At 70.2% G+C, this 20,206-nt stretch carries 18 protein-coding genes and 1 tRNA gene; 6 read left to right on the top strand and 13 right to left on the bottom strand.

Translation table 11 applies throughout. The features are described from left to right. Window positions 1-2: 2 nt before the first annotated feature. A complete protein-coding gene (locus ERL55_RS06035; protein ID WP_129135626.1) occupies window positions 3-1,847 on the top strand; it encodes a DEAD/DEAH box helicase in 1,845 nt (614 codons plus the stop codon). Between the two features lie 54 nt (window positions 1,848-1,901). Here the strand turns inward: ERL55_RS06035 and ERL55_RS06030 are convergent, their stop codons facing one another. The 8 genes from ERL55_RS06030 to ERL55_RS05995 form a co-directional block, all read right to left on the bottom strand. Further along, window positions 1,902-2,258: a hypothetical protein gene (locus ERL55_RS06030; protein ID WP_129135625.1), complete on the bottom strand. Its 357-nt coding sequence runs from the start codon at window positions 2,256-2,258 to the stop codon at window positions 1,902-1,904. Continuing rightward, window positions 2,255-3,004: a sulfurtransferase gene (locus ERL55_RS06025; RefSeq protein ID WP_129135624.1), complete on the bottom strand. Its 750-nt coding sequence runs from the start codon at window positions 3,002-3,004 to the stop codon at window positions 2,255-2,257. Before ERL55_RS06025 ends, ERL55_RS06030 begins: the two co-directional genes overlap by 4 nt. Window positions 3,005-3,153: 149 nt before the next feature. Then, a complete protein-coding gene (locus ERL55_RS06020; RefSeq protein ID WP_129135623.1) occupies window positions 3,154-4,722 on the bottom strand; it encodes a leucyl aminopeptidase in 1,569 nt (522 codons plus the stop codon). A gap of 115 nt (window positions 4,723-4,837) precedes the next feature. Continuing rightward, window positions 4,838-5,458: a hypothetical protein gene (locus tag ERL55_RS06015; protein ID WP_129135622.1), complete on the bottom strand. Its 621-nt coding sequence runs from the start codon at window positions 5,456-5,458 to the stop codon at window positions 4,838-4,840. A gap of 103 nt (window positions 5,459-5,561) precedes the next feature. Next, the gene (locus tag ERL55_RS06010; protein ID WP_129135621.1) at window positions 5,562-6,266 is read right to left on the bottom strand and encodes a hypothetical protein; all 705 of its coding nucleotides are present in this window, start codon (window positions 6,264-6,266) and stop codon (window positions 5,562-5,564) included. An 87-nt stretch (window positions 6,267-6,353) separates the two neighbouring features. Beyond that, window positions 6,354-6,719 (bottom strand): DUF6164 family protein, encoded by a 366-nt coding sequence (locus tag ERL55_RS06005; RefSeq protein WP_129135620.1) that lies wholly within the window; start codon window positions 6,717-6,719, stop codon window positions 6,354-6,356. Window positions 6,720-6,829: 110 nt separating this feature from the next. Further along, window positions 6,830-7,285, bottom strand: a complete 456-nt coding sequence (locus tag ERL55_RS06000; protein ID WP_129135619.1) for a PA2169 family four-helix-bundle protein — start codon at window positions 7,283-7,285, stop codon at window positions 6,830-6,832. A 290-nt stretch (window positions 7,286-7,575) separates the two neighbouring features. Beyond that, entirely contained in the window at window positions 7,576-9,606 is a 2,031-nt protein-coding gene (locus ERL55_RS05995) for a S9 family peptidase (RefSeq protein ID WP_129135618.1), read from the bottom strand. Window positions 9,607-9,791: 185 nt separating this feature from the next. Between ERL55_RS05995 and ERL55_RS05990 the strand changes: the two genes are divergently transcribed. Continuing rightward, complete coding sequence (locus ERL55_RS05990) at window positions 9,792-10,262, top strand: peptidylprolyl isomerase (protein ID WP_129135617.1); 471 nt, start codon at window positions 9,792-9,794, stop codon at window positions 10,260-10,262. An 18-nt stretch (window positions 10,263-10,280) separates the two neighbouring features. Here ERL55_RS05990 and ERL55_RS05985 read toward each other — a convergent pair whose 3' ends face one another. Next, window positions 10,281-10,892: a hypothetical protein gene (locus ERL55_RS05985; protein WP_129137231.1), complete on the bottom strand. Its 612-nt coding sequence runs from the start codon at window positions 10,890-10,892 to the stop codon at window positions 10,281-10,283. A gap of 35 nt (window positions 10,893-10,927) precedes the next feature. Continuing rightward, the gene (locus tag ERL55_RS05980) at window positions 10,928-11,515 is read right to left on the bottom strand and encodes a DUF998 domain-containing protein (protein WP_164972126.1); all 588 of its coding nucleotides are present in this window, start codon (window positions 11,513-11,515) and stop codon (window positions 10,928-10,930) included. 161 nt (window positions 11,516-11,676) lie between these two features. Between ERL55_RS05980 and ERL55_RS05975 the strand changes: the two genes are divergently transcribed. The 4 genes from ERL55_RS05975 to tssA all read left to right on the top strand — a co-directional run bounded on the left by ERL55_RS05975 (window position 11,677) and on the right by tssA (window position 14,725). Then, entirely contained in the window at window positions 11,677-12,792 is a 1,116-nt protein-coding gene (locus ERL55_RS05975) for a homoserine O-acetyltransferase (RefSeq protein ID WP_129135615.1), read from the top strand. A gap of 56 nt (window positions 12,793-12,848) precedes the next feature. Next, window positions 12,849-13,442: a cysteine dioxygenase family protein gene (locus ERL55_RS05970; protein ID WP_129135614.1), complete on the top strand. Its 594-nt coding sequence runs from the start codon at window positions 12,849-12,851 to the stop codon at window positions 13,440-13,442. Between the two features lie 43 nt (window positions 13,443-13,485). After that, window positions 13,486-13,572: transfer RNA gene (locus ERL55_RS05965), tRNA-Leu, on the top strand. An 88-nt stretch (window positions 13,573-13,660) separates the two neighbouring features. Further along, entirely contained in the window at window positions 13,661-14,725 is a 1,065-nt protein-coding gene (gene tssA, locus ERL55_RS05960; RefSeq protein WP_129135613.1) for a type VI secretion system protein TssA, read from the top strand. 3 nt (window positions 14,726-14,728) lie between these two features. On the opposite strand, the gene ERL55_RS05955 is transcribed toward tssA, so the two are convergent. From ERL55_RS05955 to tssM, 3 genes are read right to left on the bottom strand one after another with little or no spacing between them, the layout of a single operon-like run. Next, window positions 14,729-15,466 carry an OmpA family protein gene (locus tag ERL55_RS05955; RefSeq protein ID WP_129137230.1) on the bottom strand — a complete coding sequence of 246 codons (738 nt, stop codon included), beginning with the start codon at window positions 15,464-15,466 and terminating at the stop codon, window positions 14,729-14,731. A 22-nt stretch (window positions 15,467-15,488) separates the two neighbouring features. Then, complete coding sequence (tagF, locus tag ERL55_RS05950; RefSeq protein ID WP_129135612.1) at window positions 15,489-16,472, bottom strand: type VI secretion system-associated protein TagF; 984 nt, start codon at window positions 16,470-16,472, stop codon at window positions 15,489-15,491. Then, window positions 16,469-20,203, bottom strand: coding sequence for a type VI secretion system membrane subunit TssM (gene tssM, locus ERL55_RS05945; RefSeq protein WP_129135611.1), 3,735 nt, complete (start codon window positions 20,201-20,203; stop codon window positions 16,469-16,471). The genes tagF and tssM overlap by 4 nt, the downstream gene beginning before the upstream one ends. Window positions 20,204-20,206: the final 3 nt, after the last annotated feature.

Genomic DNA, 20,206 nt, shown 5'->3' with positions numbered 1-20,206 from the left:
CGATGAGCGCAAACGACATACAGGCTGACACCACCACCTTTTCCGATCTCGGCCTGCCGGCCACGCTGCTGCAGGCACTGACCGAAGTCGGCTATGAAACGCCGTCGCCGATCCAGGCGGCCACGATCCCGCCGCTGCTCGAAGGCCGCGACGTGCTCGGCCAGGCGCAGACCGGCACCGGCAAGACCGCGGCGTTCGCGCTGCCGATGCTCGCACGCCTGAACCCCGCGGCCGGAAAGCCGCAGGTGCTGGTGCTGGCGCCGACCCGTGAGCTGGCGATCCAGGTGGCCGAGGCGTTCCAGAAGTACGCCCACCACATTCCCGGCTTCCAGGTGCTGCCGATCTACGGCGGACAGGGTTACGGCACCCAGCTGAGCTCTCTGAAGCGCGGCGTGCATGTGGTCGTGGGCACCCCCGGCCGCATCATCGACCACCTCGAGCGCGGCTCGCTGGATCTTTCCGAGCTGCGTGCCCTGGTGCTCGACGAGGCCGACGAGATGCTGCGCATGGGCTTCATCGACGACGTCGAGGCGGTGCTGAAGAAGACACCGGAAACGCGCCAGGTCGCGCTGTTCTCGGCGACGATGCCCACGCAGATCGCACGCATCGCGCAGACCTACCTGCGTGATCCGGTGCAGATCGCGATCAAGGCCAGCACCACCACCACCAAGAACACCCGCCAGCGTTACTGGATGGTCAGCGGCGTGCACAAGCTCGACGCGATGACCCGCATCCTCGAGGCCGAGCCGTTCGACGCGATGATCGTGTTCGCGCGCACCAAGATCGCGACCGAGGAACTGGCGGAGAAGCTCGCGGCACGCGGTCTTGCCGCTGCGGCGATCAATGGCGACATCGAACAGAAGCAGCGCGAGCGCATCATCCAGCAGCTCAAGGACGGGCGTATCGACGTGCTCGTCGCCACCGACGTGGCCGCACGCGGGCTCGATGTGGAGCGCATCAGCCACGTACTGAACTACGACATTCCGTACGACACCGAAAGCTACGTGCACCGCATCGGTCGCACCGGGCGTGCCGGGCGCGCCGGCGAGGCGATCCTGTTCGTCAGCCCGCGCGAGCGCGGCATGCTGCGCTCGATCGAACGCGCCACCCGCCAGCCGATCGAACAGATGGAGCTGCCCAGCGTCGAGACCGTGAACGCACGTCGCGTGACCAAGTTCCTCGACCGTATCGGCGACGGCCTGCAGCACCCGCAGCACGGCATGTTCCGTGAGCTGGTCGAGACCTACGAGCGCGAGCAGAACGTGCCAGCGGTGGAGATCGCCGCGGCGCTGGCGGCGCTGCTGCAGGGCGACACCCCGCTGCTGCTCGACCCGCCGCGCGAGCGCCCGAAGTTCGAGCGTGCCAACGAAAGCGAGCGCCACTTCGAGCGACCGGAACGCGCCGACCGGGGGCAGCGGCGCACCGCCGACGATGCCGCACCGCGCGAGCCCCGCCCGCAGCGCGTGCAGGGCCCCGAGGCCGGGCTGGAGACCTTCCGCATCGAGGTCGGCCACGTGCACGGCGTGCAGCCGGGCAACATCGTCGGCGCGATCGCCAACGAGGCGGACCTGGAAAGCCGTTACATCGGCCGCATCGACATCCGCGACGACTACACCCTGGTGGACCTGCCCGACGGCATGCCGCGCGAGGTGCTGGAGCATCTCAAGCGCGTGCGCGTGGCCGGCCAGCAGCTGCGGATGCGGCGTGCCGAGGCGGCCGATACCGAGGCGCCCGCGCGTCGTCCCGGTGGTTTCAAGCGCCCGGGCAGCGCTCCGGGTGGCTTCCGCAAGGGTCCGCCGGGTGGATTCAAGGGCGGCCCGCGCAAGCCGCCGCGTCGCGAGGGCTGAGGCCCGTCAGGCACCCACCCGCCCTTCGGGGCGGGAGATGGGCACTGCAGGTGTTCAGCAGTCGCCGGCCGCTTCCCCCTGCCCCTCGGCACAGGGCGACGGCAGCGGGTCCGCCGGGGTATCCACCGCCGGTACCACGCGTTCGGCGATCGCGCCGGCCACACCGTCCACCACCCGCTGGCGCATGCCGGCGGTGTCAGGCACGCGCAGGCCGTCGGGCCCCAGCGCATCGGTATCCGGCCCCAGCACCCAGACGATCTCCGTCGGCGACGGCCAGTCCAGGTGTGGCGCCAGGAGCGCGTAACCGATCACGATCGCGACCACGAACAGCACCAGCTTCAGCACCACGCCCACCAGCTTGAAGCCGAGGTAGAGCGCCAGCACCAGCAGGACGATGCCGATCCAGCTCATGCGGCGTCGGTCTCTGCATCGGCAAGCGCGACCAGCTCCGGGTCGAGCGCCACGCGCTCGTCGAACACGAAGCACCGGCCTTCATACCCCGTGCCGCCGACGCGCTCGAAGTAGCCGAGGATGCCGCCGTCGAGCTGCAGCACGTTGTCCATGCCCTGCGCACGCATCCACAGCGCGGCCTTCTCGCAGCGGATGCCCCCGGTGCAGAAGCTGACCACGGTGGTCCCGGCGAGCCGGTCGCGCTGCGCGGTCACCGCCCCGGGAAGATCGGTGAAGTTGTCGATCGGAAGCGTCAGCGCCCCGGCAAAGGTGCCGTAGGCGACTTCCTCGCGGTTGCGCGTATCGAGCATCACCACGGCGCGCCCGCTGTCGTCATGGCCCTGCTGCAGCCAGCGCGCAAGCACCTCCGGCGCCACCGCCGGCGCGCGCCCCTGCAGCGGCGATGCATCGTCGCGGCGGAAGGCGATGATCTCGCGCTTGACCTTGACCTTGAGCCGCGCGAACGGCTGCCGGCCGCTCCCGCTGAACTTGACCTCGATCCCGGCGAAGCGTGCATCGGCCTTCAACCAGGCGAGGAACCCGTCAATCCCGCGAAGGCCGCCGGCAAGGAACAGGTTCAGGCCCTCCTCCGCCACCAGCACGCTGCCGAGCAGGCCGTGGTCGCGGGCGATCGGTTCGATGGCGTCGGCAAGCGCACGTGGATCGTCCACGTGCACGAAACAGTAGGCGGCGATGCTGGTGTACATGCGCGCATTCTACGCGGCGCATTGGCCTCACCTGCCGCGCCGGAGTGTGCGTTCATCGCGGCTTCGGCCGCCCTGCGCATTCCGGAAAGCGAAACGGCGGCCCGGTCTTCCCCGGACCGCCGCCTGCAGGTGGTTGCTGGGCGGCGCCCTCAGCGCGCCGCCGGCTCCACGTGGTCACGCACCCAGCGGTCGAACAGGCGCACGCCGAACGCGGTGGCGCCGGCCGGCGTGGTGGCGGTGCCGCCGGCTTCGATCCACGCCATGCCGGCGATGTCGAGATGCGCCCACGGCGTGTCCTTGTCCACCCACTCGCCGATGAAGTGCGCCGCAGTGCCGGAGCCCGGACGGCCGCCGCCATTGCGCATGTCGGCGATCGGCGACTCCAGCATCTTCCCGTAGCCCGGATGCATCGGCATGCGCCACAGCGCATCGCCTGAGGCTTCGCCGGCAGCGAGCAGCTGGTCGGCCAGATCGTCATGACGGCTGAAGAGGCCGGCGTAGTCGCCGCCCAGGGCGGTGACGATGGCACCGGTCAGGGTGGCGATGTCGATGATCGCGCGCGGACTGTGGCGGTCCTGCACGTACCAGAGCGCATCGACCAGCACCATGCGCCCTTCCGCATCGGTGCTCATGACCTCGAAGGTCTGGCCGGAGGCGGTGCGGATGACGTCGCCCGGGCGTGTCGCGGTGCCCGAGGGCATGTTCTCGGCCAGCGCGGCGACCGCGACCGCGTTCACCGGTGCGCGGCGGCCGGCCAGGCCGAGCACGGCGCCCACCGACGAGGCGGCGCCCGCCATGTCGTACTTCATGCGCCACATGCCGTCGCTGCCCTTGATGGACAGGCCGCCGGAATCGAAGGTGATGCCCTTGCCGACGAAGGCGACAGGCGCCTCGCCGCGGGCCGCGCCGTCATAACGCACCACCAGCAGCCGCGGCGGGCGCGCACTGCCCTGTCCGACCGCCAGGATGCCGCCCATGCCCAGGCGTTCCATCGCCGGTACGTCGAGCACTTCGATGGTGACGCCCGGCATGCCGTTGAACGCCTCGCGGGTACGGCGCACGAATTCTTCCGGATACACCGCGCTGGCCGGCTCGGTGACCAGGTCGCGGGCGAACCTCACCCCGTGGGCGACCGGCGCCCAGTCGCGCTGGAACGCCTCGGCGGCGGCGGCGCCGTCGCGCGTACGCACCACCAGCGTGCCTTCGCCGGCGCGCGGGCCGGTATCGTCCTCGCGCCGCGAGCGGTAGAGGTCGAAGCGGTAGCCGCCCAGCGCGGCACCGAACGCCAGCGGCTGCGCGGCCGCGGCCTCGTCGCCGCCCCACAGCAGCTCGACCGCTGCGGCGGTGCTGCCGGCCGCAAAGCGGCCGACACGTCCGCCGACATCCTCGAGCGTGCGCGTGGACGGCGCGTCGCTGCCAACGCCCACCACCAGCACACGGTCGAACGGCGCCAGGCCGGGCAGGTCGAGCTGGGTATCGGCGCGACCCTTGTAGCCTGCCGCGGCGACCGCGCGTGCCAACGCACCACCGGTGGCCGCATCGACATCGGCGAACGCGCCGGTCTGGGGACCCTCGCCACGCATCGCCACCGCGACCGTGCCGGCCGACGGCACCGCGTAGGCATCGAAGCGGATCTCACGCTGCGCGGCGGCAGGCAGGGCGAGACACGAGAGCAGCAGCGCCAACAGCATGCGCTGCAGCGAGAACGATCGGAACATGTGGACTCCAGGCGAACGGACGGGGCGGCCAGCGAAGGCCGCCCCGGACCATAAAGAAAATATGCGCCGCAGCCGGGTGCCGATGGTCACGGACCGCGGCGCGCGCCGCGTCGGATCAGCGCCGCGCGTAGTACGACGACGATGCGCAGACGGTGACGTCGGCGGCGCTCGGCGCCGGCATGTCCTGCCCGCGCAGGCCCATCAGGCGCACGACATCGTGGTCGCCCTCGGCGATCTTGGTAATGGCGAGGTAGCCGGTCTTCATGTCGCGGCAGATGGCGTTGCCCGGTGCGCGCGTGGGCCAGGTCTCGCTGACCACCCGACGCAGTTCCACCGGATGCTCGGTGCCGATCATCATCGCGTCGGCATACCGCTGGCCCGGCAGGAATTCGTCGCCGCCGCGCAGGATCGCGATGCGTTCGGTGACGAACTCGGCGCCGTTCTCGCCGACGATGCGCGAGCCTTCGATGGTGATGCGCCCGGTGACCGATTCGGCGATCGGATTGCCGGTCTCGAACGGGCCGAGCGCCACCGGGTGCAGCATCGGCGGCGCCGCGCGCGAACCCGGGCGCAGCTGCGGATCATGGCTGGGCACGTCGGCCGGAGGCGGCGCGGCGGTGACCAGCACCGGTGCGGTGGTGGAGGTGTGCGCCGGCGTATCGGCGATCTCCTGGCAGGCGGCCAGTCCGGTCGCCGCGAGGGCAACGAACAGCAGGCGGATGGGTCGCGAGGTCATCTTCAGCTCCGTGAAACCTGCGCGCATTATCCGGAGTCGACGGCCACAGATGTTCATATTCCGTGAGCGGGCTTCGGCGAAATGCCGGAATGCGACCCACGGCTCAGCGCGACTCGTACTCCAGCACCTCGCACGCCTCGATATCGCTGGCACCGGCGGCCGGCATCGAATCGCCCCTCAGCCCGGCCAGGCGCACGACCTGGCGGTCGCCTTCGTTGACCATCACCAGGGCGATGTAGCTCGCCTCGCCGGAGGCGCACAGCGGCACCGCCGTGTGCCTATCGGCAGCGGCATCGGCAGGAATACCGGCAGGAACACCCGCAGAGACGGGGGGCGTGCCTTCGACCGCCGCGGTGTCGGCGGCCAGGGGGTCATCGTCACTGGTGTCGCCAGCGGGCGGATACACCCGGCGCAGCTCGACCGGCTGTTCGGCGCCCACCATGAGCAGACTGGAATAGCGCTCGCCCGCGCGGTACTGGTCGTCGCCGCGGACGATCGCGATGCGCTCGGTGCTCAGCTCGTCGCCCTGTGCGGCGGAGATCGCATGGTCGTCGACCTCGATCGCGCCGGTGGCCCGGGTGGCGCGCTCGCCACGCGGCTCGAAGCGTCCGCTCACCAGCGCCTGCAATTCCGGAGGAGCGGCGCGCTCATGGCGACGCACCGCCGGATCATTGGCCGGCACGCGTTCCTGTGGCGGCGCGGAGTCCGCAGGCGCCGGCGGGGGCGACGGTGGCGCGCGCTCGCCACAGGCGGACAGCGCCGACGCCGTCATCGCGGCGGCAAGAGCAAGGACCAGGGTCGATTTCATCATGGCTCCGCAGGCGATCGGCCGTCTTCGATCATAGGATCCCGGCATTCACCGCATGTGAGTATCGAAGGCGGTGCCCGGACGACGCTAGCGCCAGAGCAGATAGCCGGGAAGCGCCATCAGGGCGAGCAGCGCCAGGATCGCCAGCACCCGCACCAGCACCCAGCCCGGGCGTTCGCGCAGCATGTCGGCAAAGGTCTCGTCCTCGCCACGCGCACGCGCGTCGGCCAGCCCGGCGCGCACCCGCTCGCGGAGCTCCTGCTGGTAGGTATCCATCAGCCGGCGCGCCTGCGGGTAGTCCTGGTCGTGCTTGATCCAGATCGCCCCGCCGGTGATGCCCAGCGGGCCGGGCCGGGTCTGGTACCAGGCGATGCGGTGGGCATCGAGGAACGCACGGACGCCATCGGCTTCCTCGTCCGGGACGTTGCGCAGATGCAGCAGGACCTTGGACATCGATCGACCGTGTAGCGGGGACGCCGCGATTCTAGCGGGCGCTGCCGGCCCAACGCATACGGCCCACCCGGATACCCGGATGGGCCGCAGTCAGTGCGCGATCCGATGACTCAGGAAACGCCCTTCATCGCATGCTTGCGTGCGCGCATGAGGTCGTGACAGGCGCGCACTTCCGGCATCAGCCGGGTGACCACGTCGCGCGCGGCCGGCGGCGTCTTCTCATCCTTGACCGCGTCCTCGAACGCGTGCAGGAGGCGGTCCTCGGACTCCTCCAGTTCGGCGACATAGCTGTATTCCTTGTCACCCAGCGCGGCACGCACGCGGGCGTACATCTCCTGCATCGAGCCGCGCATGGTGCCCGAGCCCTCGGGGTCGCCGCCCACGGCCTGCACGGCAGCGCCCAGCTCGGCGATGATCGTGGCCTTGGTCGTGGCCACGCGGGTGAACAGCGACTTCAGCTCGACATCGTCGATCCGCGTGGACGCATCCTGGTAGAACTCCTGCCCGTCGCGGGCGATGGCGATCAGGTCGTTCAACGTCTCGGTGGTCCGGCTCTGCTGGTTCATGGTGTCTCCTGGTGATCGTGGGGGTTGCCGGGCGGCGCGCACGGTTGTCGGCGGCGGTCCGGCCCGTGGCGCATCGTGGTCGGCGAACAGGCGCGCGGTGCAGCGATGCGGCATCCACACGCTAACCGCGTGGCACTCAAAGGCATGTGAGCCACGCAATCACGCAGTGCTTACGAACGGTCTCCGGCGTGCGCGAACCCTGTCTCCTGCACGTCCCGAGGCAACACGTTGCCCGATGACGCGAAAGGCCGGCATCGCTGCCGGCCTTCCCCATGGATCACCCGTGCCGATCAGCGTGCGGCTTCGGGAAGGGCGTAGTCGAGCTGGTAGGCGGGCGGCTCGCCGCCCGGCCCGGTGAGGTAGTGCTCCATCCACTGCATCAGGCGCATCGCGTAATCCCAGCGCGAGGCAGCGCGCTGGTTGCCGTGCCCCTCGCCCGGATACAGCACCAGACGCACCGGCGCCTGCCCGGCCAGCTGCAGATAGCGGTACATCATGTAGGACTGCATCACCGGCACCCGCGGGTCGGCCTCGCCATGCAGGATCAGCGTCGGCGTGCGCGATTTCTGTGCGTGGGTGATCGGGCTGGCCTGACGGAACATCTCCGGGTTCTCCCACGGCCAGGTGCCCATGTGGGTCAGGTACTGCTCCTGCGGGATATCGCCGGTGGTGACCAGGCTGGCCTGGTCGGAGATGCCGACGAACATTACCGATGCCGCGAAGCGCTCGCTGTAGTACGTGGCACCCCAGGCACTGGCGTAGCCGCCGTAGGAACCGCCGGTGATGCCGACGCTGTCGCGGTCGATCAGGCCGATCTCCACCAGGTGGTCGACGCCATCGACGAGGTCGTCGAACTCCTCCATGCCCGGGCGCCCGTAGCCGGCTTTGGAGAACTCCACCCCACGCCCGGTGCTGCTGCGGTAGTTGGGGAAGAAGCTGGCGAAGCCACGTGCGGCGGCCACCTGCGCCGGCTGCGAATAGCCGGTCAGCCAGCCGTTGGAGTAGTGCGACTCGGGACCGCCGTGCACCACCAGGATCAGCGGCACCCGCTGGTTGCCGCGGCGCTCGAGCGGATGCACCAGCATCCCTTCGATCTCCAGGCCATCGCGCGCCCGGTAGCGCACCACCTCCTGCCGGGCCAGGCGCACGTCGGCGAGCCACGGGTTGCTGTCGGTCAAGCGGGTCGGCGTCGCCTGCCCGCGGCCGAGGATGAAGACCTCCTGCGGATGCTGCGGGGAGTGCCCGACCAGGGCGAGGTCGCCGCCCTCGCGTGCCACGCTGAGCCCACCCCAGACCGGACCTTCGGCGGCGAGCAGGGTCTGCTGATTGCTGCCGTCGACGGCGATCTCGCCGATCCGGGTCTGCACGCCCTCCTGGCTCAGGAACAGGACGCGGCCATTGTCGCGCCAGCCGACGTGCGACACATGCCCGTGCAGGCCGGGCAGCAGGTCACGCTGCGGGCCACCGTCCTTGCCGACGATGGTGAGGCGACCATCGGCGGCGTCGTTCTCATCGGCGGCGGAAATGACCGCGAGGTGTGCTCCATCCGGGCTCCACGCCAGCTGGCCGAGCTTGCCCGGATTGTCGACGCGCCCGAGTTCACGACCGTCGGGGTCGATGATGCGCACGCGCGCGAACACCAGCGTGTCGTCGGTGAGCTGGCGCGGGGCGACCACCAGTGCCAGACGATCGCCGGCCGGACTCCAGTGCACGCTCTGCACGCTGCCATCGATCGCCAGTTCCCGCGCCTCGGCGTCGCCGTCGACGTCCTGGATCCACAACGTGGTCGGGCGCCAGTCCTCCTCGTACACCTTCTGGGTGAACCCCTGCTTGCGCTCGGCGGCCAGTGCATCACTCTCCGGCTGCGGCGCCAGAAGGGCGACGCGGGTGCCGTCGGGCGACAGGCTGTAGCCGGAGATATCGGTCTTGAGCGATGCGAAGCGCACCGCCTCGCCACCACGCAACGGGATGCGGTACACCCCGCGAGTGGTGTCGCCCTCGCGCTTGGACAGGAACGCCAGCGAGCGCCCGTCCGGAAACCACTGCAGGGCGGCGACATTGGTCTTGCCGGTGACGTAACCGCGGCTGTCGCGATTGCGCGACACCACGTGCAGTTCGGTCCGCGCGGGGCCGTCCTCGTCGATGCCCGGCAGGCGCGGCACCGCCAGCACATAGGCGATCTCGCCGCCGTCGGGGCTGATCGCGACGCCCGACGCGGTCCGCGTCTTGGCGATCTGCTCCAGGGTCATGCCACCCGCCTGCGCCATCACTCCGATCGGCAGCAGCGCTGCCGCCAGGCCGAGGAACCAGATCCGCCTCATCCGTGCACTCCGTTTTCGACAAGGCCGCAACTTTGCCACAGCCCCGGCAGGGTTCCGCGCGGCCGCGCGTGCGGCGCGCCGGGTTGCAGCGGGCGGGCCGATTCCCCTAGCCTGCCGGCACGCACCACTTCTCTGGCGTCGTGAGTCGACCGGCGTACTCCCATCCCAACCCCGAAGGAGATCCCATGGAGATCGCGGCCGAACGCGTGGTCAGCTTCCATTACACCCTCACCGACGATGCCGGCGCTGTCATCGACCGCTCGCCGGACGATCGCCCGCTGAGCTATCTGCACGGTGCCGGCAATATCGTGCCGGGCCTGGAGAACGCCCTGGCGGGCCATGCCGTCGGTGACGAGCTGACCGTGGATGTCGAACCCGAGCTGGGCTACGGGGTACGTCACGAGGGGCTGGTCCAGTCCGTGCCGAAACAGGCATTCCAGGGCGTGGACAACGTGCAGCTGGGCATGCAGTTCCGCGCCCAGACCGAAGGTGGCTCGCTGCTGGTGACGGTGGTCGAGGTCGGTGATGACGAGGTCCGCGTCGACGGCAACCATCCGCTGGCCGGCAAGACCCTGCATTTCGACGTCCGCATCGCCAGCGTGCGTGCGGCGACCGACGAGGAAAAGCAGAACGGCCAGGCGATGGACGCTGGCTGATCAGCAGCGGCCTGTCGATCAGCGTCTGGTACCCAGCGTGCGCCGCAGGTTGGCGCGCGCCGTGGCATCCAGCCGCTCGTGGAACTCCGCGCTGAGGTAGATGCGCGGGCGTCGCAGCAGCGCGGCGAGGAATCGCCGCCGCTGCATGCGGTACAGCCAGCCCGGCACGCGGTCGCGGTATTCGGCGGCAATCGCGCGGTCGTAGGCGTCGAAGCGCGCCGCCGGTGCGCCGAGGATCGCCATGTCGCAGTCGAGGAAGCGGCGGGTGTCGTCGCCGTCGGCATCGTCCGGGAAGTCATCCGGATCGTGCTGGCCGTGCCGGGCCGTCAGCACGATCAGCTCCGCGACGCGCCCGGCATCGATGCCCGCGTCGGGCAGCCAGCGCACGATCGCCTCGCGCGCCAGCTCCGCGGAACGTGCTTCGTTGTCGGTCGCGCCCGGCACGTACACCGCATCGTGGTACAGCACCGCCAGCCACACCTCGCGCGGCCGGTGCCAGCCCGGCCCGGACAGCACCGTGGCCATCTCGCGCATCACCTCGCCCACATGCGCGAAGGAATGGTAGGCGCGCGGAGGATCCGCATAGGCGGCCTCCAGCGCCGCCCGCTGCTGCGCGGCCAGCACGGGCATGCCGGGTACGGCATAGGGGTTGAACCCGGTGTCGGTCATGGCGGATCTCCGACCCACGCGTCGCCGCGACGCAACCGCCCGCGCAGCGCCGTCCAGATGAAGACGAACCACAAGGCGATGATCGCGATCACCGCCTTCTGCGCGGCCCCGCGTGGCAGCCCGCCGACCAGAACCAGCGCCCACAACGCGGCGAACGCGACCGCGGCGATGCCCAATGCGCCGGGCATCGATGTGCGCCAGCGCGCGTCGTGCCGCAGCCAGGCGGATTGCAGCAGCATCGCTACGGTCACGCACAGAAAGGCCGCCTGTGCGGAAACCCCGTGTATCCAGCCGACGAAGGTCGCGTCGGCGCCATCGCCGTCCATCGGCGCGAATGCGGTCACCACCAGCGAGGCCGCCCCGGCGACGAACAGCAGCAGCGGTCCGCTGCTGCGTGCCGGCGGCGCCAGGGATCGCTGCACCGCGAATGCGATCGCCACGATCGCCACCGCCAGCGTGCAGTACGCGAGCTGCAGCCAGCCGCCATACGGCTGCAACAGGTAGCGGCTCATCTGCGCGTCGACCCAGTCGAGGTCGGGCCGCAGCAGATGGATGCCGATGGCGATCACTACGAACAACGCCATCCCCGCAGCCGCCAGCGGCATGGCGATGCGCGAACACCGGGAACGGATAGCGGACGATGGGGGCATGTGTATGGACGCCAGCCGGGACCGCTGGATTGTCCTACAGCAGTGAACGCGATGGCCCGCCACGCGGTCCGGGCGGCTGCGCTTACACTTTCGCGATGACCGAATTCATCCCTCCGGGCACGCGTTTCCTCCAGCTCGAGCACGCGCTGCCGATGAAGCGCGGCGGCGCCCTGCAGCGCGCGCGCATCGCCTACGAGACCTGGGGCACCCGCAACGCCTCGGGTGACAACAGCATCCTCATCCTCACCGGGCTGTCGCCCGATGCGCACGCCGCGAGCAACGCCGACGACCCGTCGCCGGGCTGGTGGGACGCGATGGTCGGCCCCGGCAAACCGATCGACACCGACCGCTGGCATGTCGTCTGCGTCAACACGCTCGGCAGCTGCAAGGGGTCCACCGGGGCGGCCTCGCCGTCACCGGAGGATGGCCAGCCGTACCGGCTGCGCTTCCCGGACCTCTCGATCGAGGATGTCGCCGATGCCGCGATGCACGTGGTCGACGCGCTGGGCATCGAGCACCTTGCCTGCGTGATCGGCAACTCGATGGGCGGCATGGCGGCGCTCGCCCTCCTGCTGCGCCATCCCGGCCGTGCGCGCAGCCACATCAATGTCTCGGGGGCCGCGCGGGCGCTGCCGTTCTCGATCGCGATCCGCTCGCTGCAGCGTGAGGCGATCCGCCTGGACCCCGCCTGGAACGGCGGCCACTACGATGACGCGCGCTATCCCGAGAGCGGCATGCGCATGGCGCGCAAGCTGGGCGTAATCACCTACCGCTCCGCGCTGGAGTGGGACGGCCGCTTCGGCCGCGTGCGGCTGGACTCCGATCGTCGCGACGACGAGGATCCGTTCGGCCTCGAATTCGAGGTTGAGAGCTACCTCGAGGCGCATGCGCGGCGCTTCGTGCGCAACTTCGACCCGAACTGCTATCTGTACCTGAGCCGCTGCATGGACTGGTTCGACATCGGCGAATCGCTCGGCGGCGACACCCTGGCGGGGCTGGCGGCGATCCGGGTGGAGCGGGCGCTCGCGATCGGCGTGCATACCGACATCCTGTTTCCGCTGCAGCAGCAGGAGGAGATCGCCGACGGCCTGCGCGCTGGCGGTTGCGATGCGCGCTTCCTGCCGCTGCCGTCGCCACAGGGCCACGACGCCTTCCTGGTCGACTTCGAGCGCTTCGGGCCGGCGGTGCGCGGCTTTCTCGACGGGCTGTAGGCCACCAGGGGCCGTCCACCGGGCCGTGGCCGCGGGCTTGGCCTAGAATGGCCTGCATGACCGAGACCGCCCTGCCCGACATCCGCTTCACCGGTCGCGACAAGCTGGTGCGCGCCATCGACACCGCAGTGGCCAGCGGTGACGAGCACGCGGTGACCGCCGCACTGCGCACCGTGCTGTGCAACGTGATCGGCGATCCGGAGGTCGAATTACCGGCCTGCGTGCACGAGCCGGTCGCCGACCACTACGCCCGCCGCGAGCTCTATCGCAGCCCGGAGCACGGCTACAGCATCGTCGCGATGACCTGGGGCCCCGGCCAGGCGACGCCGCTGCACGACCATTGCGGCCTGTGGTGCGTGGAGGGTGTCTGGCACGGGGTGCTGGAGATCACCCAGTACGAGCTGCTGGAACAGGACGGTGAGCGTTTCCGCTTCCGCGCCGCCGGCGGCATGCAGGCGGGCCCCGGCAGCGCCGGGAGCCTGATCCCGCCGCACGAGTACCACACCATCGCCAACGCCAGCAGCGACCGCGTCGCGGTGTCGGTGCACATCTACAAGGGCCCGATGGAACGCTGCGCGCGCTTCGTGCCCGAAGACGGCGAGTGGCACCGGCGCACCGACAGCCCGCTCGCGGTGGATCCCGCCGCCTGAGTGCCTCGCAGCGCGGGCGGCTGGCGGTATACTCGCGCTCCGCGCCGGAGTGGCGGAATCGGTAGACGCAGCGGACTCAAAATCCGCCGCCCTTGAAAGCGTGCGGGTTCGAGTCCCGCCTCCGGCACCACCACCCGGCCGACCAGGCTGGCCTGGTTCCTGTCCGATGGATCGGTGCAGGGCTGGACTTGCGAGGCTACCCGGAACGGACTCCCGACATGCTGGACCTGGACGACCTGCTGGCGCCGATCGACGCCACCTACCCCGCCGGCGAAGACCTCGCGTTCTCTTCCGAACTCGACCTGATCCAGGAAGCGCGCCGCGCCGACGACCCGACCCTCGAACAGGGCGACTGGGTCACCGACATCAAGAGCGCCGACTGGCCGGTGGTCGCGCGCACCTGCAGCGACCTGTTGCGCACCCGCACCAAGGACCTGCGCATCGCCGCATGGCTGGTGGAGGCGAATGGCCAGCTGCACGGCCTGGCCGGGCTTGCGCAGGGCTACCGGCTGGTCGCCGGCCTTTGCGACCGCTACTGGGACGACCTGCACCCGCTGCCGGAAGGCGACGACCACGAGGAACGTATCGGCAACCTCGGCTGGCTGCTCGGCAATTCCCTGCAGTGGCTGCGCACGCTGCCGATCGTGCAGGCGCCGCAGGGGCGGTTCGGACTGGGCGCATTCGAGGCCGCGCATGCGCGTGGCGACCAGGACCCCGGCGATGGCCGGCCCGGCCTGGAACTGCTCGAGGCCGCGCGGCGCGACACCCCGCATGGGTTCTACCGGCAGCTGCTCGAGGATGCCGACGATTGCGTCGAAGCGCTGCGCGAACTGCAGCTGGCGGTGGACGCACGGCTGGGCGTGGACGGCCCGAGTTTCGCCGCCGTCAACGACCAGGTCGACACCCTGCGGCGGATGCTCGGCCGCTTTGCCCGCGAAGCCGGTGTGCTGACCGATGACGGCGGTGACGCCCACGCCACAGAGGTGCCGATGGGCACCGATGCAGAGTCGACGCAGGGCGCACCGGCGGCGGGCAGCATGCCGGCGGCTGCGGGGCCACTTGCATCGCGCCGGCAGGCGCTTGCCCAGCTGCGCCAGGTCGCGGAGTTCTTCCGTCGCACCGAGCCGCACAGCCCGGTGGCCTATCTCGCCGACAAGGCCGCGCGCTGGGGCGAAATGCCGCTGCATGTGTGGCTCAAGCGCGTGATCAAGGACGATGCCACGCTCGCGCAGATGCAGGAGATGCTCGACGTCGAGGATCCCTCTCAGGACCCCTACGGCTGAGCGCTACAGCACCTTGAACTGGATGCGGCGGTTGCGCGCGCGGCCCTCATCGGTCGCGTTGTCGGCGATCGGCTCGTCCGGCCCGCGGCCCAGCACGCTGAGGTTGTCGACGGGGATCCCCTGCCCCACCAGATAGTCACGCACCGCCAGGGCGCGTGCCTGGCTCAGCGCGATATTGCCCTGGCGCGCGCCGACGTCGTCGGTATGGCCGACGATCTGCACCCGCGCATCGCCGATCTCGCGCAGGCCCGAGGCCATCTCGTCGAGGATGCCGCGGCCGACATCGGTGAGCTGCGCGCTGCCGCTTTCGAACTCGACGATGCGATCGCCCAGCGTCGCGTCAAGCAGGTTCTGTCCGGACCCCCCGGTGCGCAGGCTGTTGGTGACCGTGTAGCGGCTGCTGCTGGCGAGGCTGAGTTCGCTGGCGACCTGCTGCCGCTGCGCCTCGTTCACTACCTGGCCGGTGATGCGCACCGCCTGGCCGTTGACCTCGAGCGCGCCGTCCGACACCCGGCGCAGGCCCGGCCCAACCATGTTGGCGACGTACTCGCCCCAGTTCGGCGGCGTGGGGATGGATTCGACCTGCAGGCGGTCGACCACCCGTTCGGCGCCGTAGACCTCGTGCAACCGCGCCAGGATCAGCGCCTTGCTGGCCTGGTCGGGCACGATGCCCTCGGCGATGACCGGCTTCGAGGTGTCCTGCGCGGAGGCGGTACCGGCCAGCAGTACGCACGCCAGCATCGTGTGGAGGATCGTTCGCATCTCAGGTCCCCAGAAAGGTTTCGCCAAACAGCTTGCGTGCGGTCTTCAGCGACAGGTCGTCGCGGTCGAGATAGCTGGCGAGCCGGTTGAGCGCGTAGTCGCCGGGCAGGTAGTCCTCGACCCAGCCCGCCTGGCTGCCGCGGATCAGGTAGTCCGCCGCCACGGTGGGGTCCAGCACCGCTCCCAGCACCTGGTCCTGCGCGCCATTGAAGCCGACCACCAGCCGCGGCACGGCCTCGTCGCGCACCAGCACCGCGAGTTCGAAATCGCCGCGGGCGATGAAGCCCGAGACCAGGTCCAGCCAGAACGCCGCCACCAGCGGACGGTGCAGGCTGTCGGTGGGCAGCGGCAGCTCGAGGCCCTTGTCGATGCTGATGCCGCCACCGGTCAGCAGCGGCTGCAACAGCAGGCCGAGCGCCGGCAGCATGTGGCGCAGCGAGACCTCGGCATGGCCGGCGTCGCGCAGGCGCGCCTGCAGCGAGCCGATCGTCTCCATGTCGAGGAAGTCGTCGAACGGGGCCTGGTAGGCCAGCGGATCGACCGCAAGCTCGTAGCGCGCCTCCCCAAGCGTACGCAGCGGTTCCTCGGGCGCGTCCGCGCTCACCGCGTTCGCCGACAGGCGCGACAGCCCGGTCCACACCCGTGACAGCGCCAGCGGGCTGCGGGCAAGGAATGCGAGCGGCTGGCCGACCTCGAGGCGGATCGCCGACAGCAGCGGGAAACGCCGCGACGAGGCGTCGTGGCTCGGGCGCAGGTGCCCGCACACCACCAGCCGGCTGCGCGAGCCGAGGAACGCATACGCCACGCCGGGGGTGGCGTCGTAGAGCCGCTTCCAGTCCGGGTTGCGCGCCAGCAGTTCGATGCTGCCGCCCGCCCAGCGGTCGAGCAGTGCCATCAGCTGGTGGTCGTCGGCGGTGCGCACGAAATCCCCGCGTGCCGGGATCTTGCCGAAGTAACTGACCGCGGCCGTCGCTGTCTGGCTCATGCGCCTTCCTCCATGGATGCGTCCACATCGGTAGCGGCGGTGGCCGTCGGGTCCGGCTCGCCGGCCACCGTGGACGGCAGTTGCAGGCCGCGCTGCCACTCGCCACTGCCGCTGGCGGCACCGGCGCGGCGGGTGATGCGCATGTCCACGGTGATCGAGATTCCTTCCGCGCTCCAGGTCACCGAGCTGCTGTCGGGTCGGCTCTCCACACGCGCGGCTTCCATCAGCCGGACGAAACCATTGCTGCCCGGTGCATCCACCACGCGCACGGTGCGGCCGTCGCTGGTGACCACCGACAGCTGCGCGCCCGGCACCTGCCCCGGATTGGGCCACTGGAAGGTCGTCCAGGTCGGCGGCGTATTGCGATAGCGCATCGCCTGGCCGTCGATCTCCAGCGTGTATTCGACCGCGCCGATCGCCGGCGCCGGCTGGATCTGGAAGATCGTGGTGTCCTGGCCACCCGCGCCGGCGGCACTGCCGCTGACCCAGTCGCCATAGCCGCTGACCAGTTCCGGAGACAGGGTGATACCCATGCCCGCCCAGCGCCGCGGTTCGAGCAGGTTGCCGCGCTGGATCACCAGCGCCCCCAGCGCGTCCCTGTTGAAGCCGGCAACCGCACCGCTGCTGCCGAAGATCGCCGCGACATCGCCCGGCGCGGCATCGACATCCGCCCCCTGGTCGAACGGGAACTGCCGGCCGATGCCGTCGCGGAACGGCTGGTACACCTGCGCCGCCCACACCCGGTTGATCTCGGCCTCGGTCGGCGCCACCAGCGCGGCAAAGGTCTCGGTCAGCGGGCGCAGCAGCAGCGGCCGCAGCGCGTTGCGCTGGGTCTCGTCGAGGCCATTGAGCATCTGCTCGTCGACCAGCGCGAGCGCCGCGTTGAGTTCGGAGCCGTCGTTACCCAGCGTGTCCTGCATCAGCCGGCGGGCGCCCGGGCCCGGCTCGCCTTCGGTACGGATCGCGTTGAGCCGGCTGCGCAGCTTGCCCAGGGTCTGGAAATAGCTGTCGATCAGCGCCGGACCATCGCCGGTGCCCAGCAGCCGCGCGAAGCCCTCGAAGGTCTTGCCGACCGGTCCCATTGCCGCCTGCACGGCCTGGCCGGTCCCGGGATCGAGCTCCATCGGCAGGGACGACGGCGCGCGCCGCAGGACCACGCGCTGGAACCACGCCACGAAGCCGCTGCGCCCGGGGCCCTGCGCAGCACGCAGTGCCGCCGGATTGTCCCAGACGGTCTGTTCGTTGATCGCCTCCAGCAGCGCCCGGAGCGGTGAGTTCTGCGGGTCGCCGAGGCTGTTCATGCGCGCAACCGCGGCGTCGAAATCCTCGAAGCGGTTGACGCTCACGCCCTGCAGGAATTTCTGCCATTCCTGCGCGTATTCCTGCTTGTAGAGCGCCGCCAGCTGGCGCGAGATGTGCTCCGGGCTGCCCGCCAGCGACAGGTCGCTCTGTTCGGTGGTATCGAGCACCCAGTCGGTGGTGCTGAGCTCGCTGCCGGCCGCCTCGTCAAACGCGGCGCGCACATAGTCCTCCCAGGCCTTGCGCGAGAACGCGCCGGAGATCGCATAGCTGCCGGCGATCGCCTCGCCATTACGCTCCTCGCCGACCAGCGAGGCCACGGTAATGGTCGGGAAGCGCGTGGCCGCACGCGCCTTGATCTGTGCGAACACCCGCTCGATGGCCGGCTGGCCCTTCATCACCTGGCGCAGCGCCTCGCGGCTGTCGGCCACCAGCGCGACCCTGGTGTCCAGCTGCGGCCACGCCGGGTCATCCGCCTGCGCGACGTAGAAACCGAGCAGCTTCTCGGCACTGCGTGCCATCTCCTCGCGCGACATCTGCCCGCGGTTGGCCTCCAGCCAGCCACGCCAGAAGCGCGTCAGCTGGTGGGCGAGGTGCGCCTGCTCCACGCGCCCACGGTTGCCGAGCATCAGGTAGGTCTTGAGCGCGTTGTAGGCGTCGTTGGCGTCGTCCGGCGAAGCTTCCTGGTACAGCGTGGCCTCCTGCGCCTGTGCCTGGTCGCCGGGCGTGGCGGGCTCCTGCAGGCCACCACCGGCGGCGACGTCGGCCAGGAAGCTCTCCAGCCGTGCGCTGGTGGGCGCAAGCATCACCTGGCGCATGCCGTGGAAGTACTCGTCGCGGAGCTTGCGTTCGATGCGCTCGCTCTGGTCCATGCCGATCACCGAGGCGATGCCACGCGACTGCCGGTGCCGCGCCAGCTGTTCGAGACGGTCCTGCAGCAACGACAGCGCCTGCAGCCGCGACTGCAGGTCCACGCGGCCTTCCTGCGCGCGAACCGCCTGCTCCAGATCGCGCGAGGCGTTCTCCACCAGCTGGCGATGCGTCGTGTACGACCAGGCCCAGCCACCCAGTGCCAGCGCCAGTGCCGCCACCGATCCGAGGAACACCGCATAGCGCAGGCGGGTGCGGCGCGGGCTCGAGTACTGCTGCACAAGGCCGCGGTCGGCGAAGATGACCTTGCGGAACAGGTCCTTCAGGAAATGCGCGGTATGCCCGGTGGTCGAAGACTCGACCGCGGCATCGCGCGCCGGCTGCAGCGCGAACTCGCGCGAGACCCGTTCGGACGCGTAGTGCACCGAATGGCCTTCCTGCAGCGCGCTGGTGAAGTAGAAGCCGCGGAACACCGGCTTGAACTGGTAGGGATTGTCCTCGAACAGGGTGGCGATGAAGGTGCGCAGCGCCGGCTTGATGGCTGCGAACTCCAGCGGCAGCGTCAGCAGACCCGGCGACACCTGGCCGCCGCGCTGCATCGCCATCTGGCTGAGGCTCATTTCCTTGAGGCCGTCGGCGAGTTCGTCGAAATGCGCATCGAACGCGCCGAGCGCATCGGTCGCCGCCTCCGGCTCGAACGGCAGCGTTGCGCCCCACACGTTCTCGCGCTCGGCGGGGTCGAGCCCGCGGAAGAACTCGGTGAAGCCGGCGATCAGGTCGGCCTTGGTGAACACCACATAGACCGGCGCGAACACCTCCAGCCGCTCGGTGATCTCCTGCACGCGCTGCCGCAGGCTCTTGGCGAGCTCGATGGCGAATTCCGGCTTGCTGCCGGAGATCTCGGCGATGCTGGCGGCGATGAGGATGCCGTTGAGCGGCGCGCGCGGGCGGTTCTTCTTCAGCAGGTCGAGGAAGGTCAGCCACTCCAGGCGGTCCTCGACGCTGACCGAGTAGCGGCCGGCGGTGTCGAGCACGATGCCCTCGGTGGTGAAGTACCAGTCGCAGTTGCGGGTGCCGCCGATGCCCTGGATGACATTGCCGCGGCTGTCGCCGAACGGGAATTTCAGCCCGGAATTGAGGATCGCCGAACTCTTGCCCGCGGCCGGGTTGCCGATGATCACGTACCAGGGCAGCTCGTACAGCGCGGCCTTGCCCTTGAGCACGCCGATGCGCGAGGACTTGATCGCCGCCACCGCTTCCATCATCCGCGTGCGCAGCGCTTCGGTATCGGCCTTCGCCGCGGGGCGTGCGTGTGCGACCGCGCGATCGGCGTCCTCCGCCACCATCCGGTCGATGCCCTGCGCCGCACGTCGCGCACGCAGCCGGCGTACCAGCCACACCGCCGCGGCGACCAGCAGCAACAGGACAAGCAGTGCGAGCAGCCACAGCCCGATCCGGCGCAGCCCGTCGGCGCCGAACATGGCGATCGCCGCCGCGGAGACGATGCCGATCGCGGCGAGCACGCGGTAGTCGGTGAGGTAGTAACGCAGTCTGCTGAACATCGG

Origin of the sequence: Luteimonas sp. YGD11-2 (assembly GCF_004118975.1) — a bacterium.
In the GTDB taxonomy this organism is placed as follows: Bacteria; Pseudomonadota; Gammaproteobacteria; order Xanthomonadales; family Xanthomonadaceae; genus Luteimonas; species Luteimonas muca.
Note: the sequence above shows the minus strand (reverse complement) of the source record. Positions and strands in the feature narration are given on the sequence as shown.

Bases quoted from the DNA above. Each gene is read 5' to 3' on its own strand.
- ERL55_RS06035 (WP_129135626.1), top strand. From the start codon at position 3: ATGAGCGCAAACGACATACAGGCTGACACCACCACCTTTTCCGATCTC.
- ERL55_RS06030 (WP_129135625.1), bottom strand. From the start codon at position 2,258: ATGAGCTGGATCGGCATCGTCCTGCTGGTGCTGGCGCTCTACCTCGGC.
- ERL55_RS06025 (WP_129135624.1), bottom strand. From the start codon at position 3,004: ATGTACACCAGCATCGCCGCCTACTGTTTCGTGCACGTGGACGATCCA.
- ERL55_RS06020 (WP_129135623.1), bottom strand. From the start codon at position 4,722: ATGTTCCGATCGTTCTCGCTGCAGCGCATGCTGTTGGCGCTGCTGCTC.
- ERL55_RS06015 (WP_129135622.1), bottom strand. From the start codon at position 5,458: ATGACCTCGCGACCCATCCGCCTGCTGTTCGTTGCCCTCGCGGCGACC.
- ERL55_RS06010 (WP_129135621.1), bottom strand. From the start codon at position 6,266: ATGAAATCGACCCTGGTCCTTGCTCTTGCCGCCGCGATGACGGCGTCG.
- ERL55_RS06005 (WP_129135620.1), bottom strand. From the start codon at position 6,719: ATGTCCAAGGTCCTGCTGCATCTGCGCAACGTCCCGGACGAGGAAGCC.
- ERL55_RS06000 (WP_129135619.1), bottom strand. From the start codon at position 7,285: ATGAACCAGCAGAGCCGGACCACCGAGACGTTGAACGACCTGATCGCC.
- ERL55_RS05995 (WP_129135618.1), bottom strand. From the start codon at position 9,606: ATGAGGCGGATCTGGTTCCTCGGCCTGGCGGCAGCGCTGCTGCCGATC.
- ERL55_RS05990 (WP_129135617.1), top strand. From the start codon at position 9,792: ATGGAGATCGCGGCCGAACGCGTGGTCAGCTTCCATTACACCCTCACC.
- ERL55_RS05985 (WP_129137231.1), bottom strand. From the start codon at position 10,892: ATGCCCGTGCTGGCCGCGCAGCAGCGGGCGGCGCTGGAGGCCGCCTAT.
- ERL55_RS05980 (WP_164972126.1), bottom strand. From the start codon at position 11,515: ATGGCGTTGTTCGTAGTGATCGCCATCGGCATCCATCTGCTGCGGCCC.
- ERL55_RS05975 (WP_129135615.1), top strand. From the start codon at position 11,677: ATGACCGAATTCATCCCTCCGGGCACGCGTTTCCTCCAGCTCGAGCAC.
- ERL55_RS05970 (WP_129135614.1), top strand. From the start codon at position 12,849: ATGACCGAGACCGCCCTGCCCGACATCCGCTTCACCGGTCGCGACAAG.
- tssA (WP_129135613.1), top strand. From the start codon at position 13,661: ATGCTGGACCTGGACGACCTGCTGGCGCCGATCGACGCCACCTACCCC.
- ERL55_RS05955 (WP_129137230.1), bottom strand. From the start codon at position 15,466: ATGCTGGCGTGCGTACTGCTGGCCGGTACCGCCTCCGCGCAGGACACC.
- tagF (WP_129135612.1), bottom strand. From the start codon at position 16,472: ATGAGCCAGACAGCGACGGCCGCGGTCAGTTACTTCGGCAAGATCCCG.
- tssM (WP_129135611.1), bottom strand. From the start codon at position 20,203: ATGTTCAGCAGACTGCGTTACTACCTCACCGACTACCGCGTGCTCGCC.